This window comes from Rhodococcus marinonascens NBRC 14363, from assembly GCF_001894885.1.
In the GTDB taxonomy this organism is placed as follows: Bacteria; Actinomycetota; Actinomycetes; order Mycobacteriales; family Mycobacteriaceae; genus Rhodococcus_F; species Rhodococcus_F marinonascens.
The window spans coordinates 1-1,181 of the sequence record NZ_BCXB01000130.1 but is presented as its reverse complement, the minus strand read 5'-3'; the positions used below and the strand labels follow the sequence as shown (position 1 = coordinate 1,181).

At 55.1% G+C, this 1,181-nt stretch carries 1 protein-coding gene; it reads left to right on the top strand.

Annotation, left to right across the window (positions count from 1 at the left end):
• Positions 1-1,139: RICIN domain-containing protein (locus RM2_RS23690; protein WP_218017278.1), on the top strand; the 1,139-nt coding region annotated here is incomplete at its 5' end.
• Positions 1,140-1,181 lie beyond the last annotated feature (42 nt).

Sequence of the window (1,181 nt, the reverse complement as noted above, 5' to 3'; positions counted from 1 at the left end):
AAATAGATCATTCTGCTTCAAACTTGTACGGGAAAATTGACCTGACCCGAGTCGGCTACGATGGGGTGCCAGATGCCAGTGGGCCCATATTGAGGATGTCATCCGGAAACATAACCGAAGGCACAAAGCAGGATCCGACGGGGAACGGCCCGAATGCCCTAAAGGCAGACTGGCATGACGATAGTAGAATAGGACTAGGATCAGATAGATCAACTGGCATTATTACAGGCGAACAAACAATCGTTTTTCCATCCATCAACATAACAGTCAAAGCAGGTGAAGCCGGCACCACGGTACGGCCGATGCTTCGCAGTAGCCATGCAGCCCCTCAAGTACCCAATCCCAACCCCGACCCGATACCTCTCGATATCGATCACGGTTTGGTCATGGGCGAACCAGGGTATATCACACCACCCGAAACCGTAAGCGCCGATGGTTTGTCTAGCGCTTATGGCTATCCCGAGAATTTTTTCACGTTCCAGACGGATTATGGCTTCGGTGATGGAAAAACCGAGAATTTTGTAATGCAAACTAATCGCAGTGTGCGCTGCGGACCGCAGGACTTACCGAACTCTCTACGTGGGGACAATGCCGGTGGTGCGCCGTTGACAACGATTGAAGTCGGCTCGACCGAGACCGATACGAACCCGGATTTCGACGCTCCCTTGGGAACCAATTTTCTTGCTGGTCCAGATCAGGGAACTGCAGACGATTCTCCTATATATGGTTTGGACGGCAGGGTCGTTGACATCGTCGACAACGGAACTGCGAGCGGTACACCTGTGCAAATGTGGGACTACACGGGTGCGGAAAACCAGCGGTGGATAGTGACCAGTGCGAATCAGATCATCAACCCGCACACCGGAAAGTGCCTGGACGTAGTAGATGCGGCATCCGGTGACTCGTTCCCCAACGCTGCACCGGTACAGATCAGTGACTGTGGCGGGCAGAAGAGTCAGCAGTGGCTTGTCGACGATGCGGTCATCGATGGCAACCCGATCGGTGGCGCAATCATCAACGCTCCGAGCGGGAAATGCCTGGATGTGACCGACAACGAATCCGCCAACAGCGCACGGCTGCAGATATGGGACTGCACCGGCGGGCCCAACCAGCAATGGAACTTCCCTCCCCGCTCGTGAGCGCTACCGGCCGATACGATCGTGCCGTCGGGGCTGGGTGCC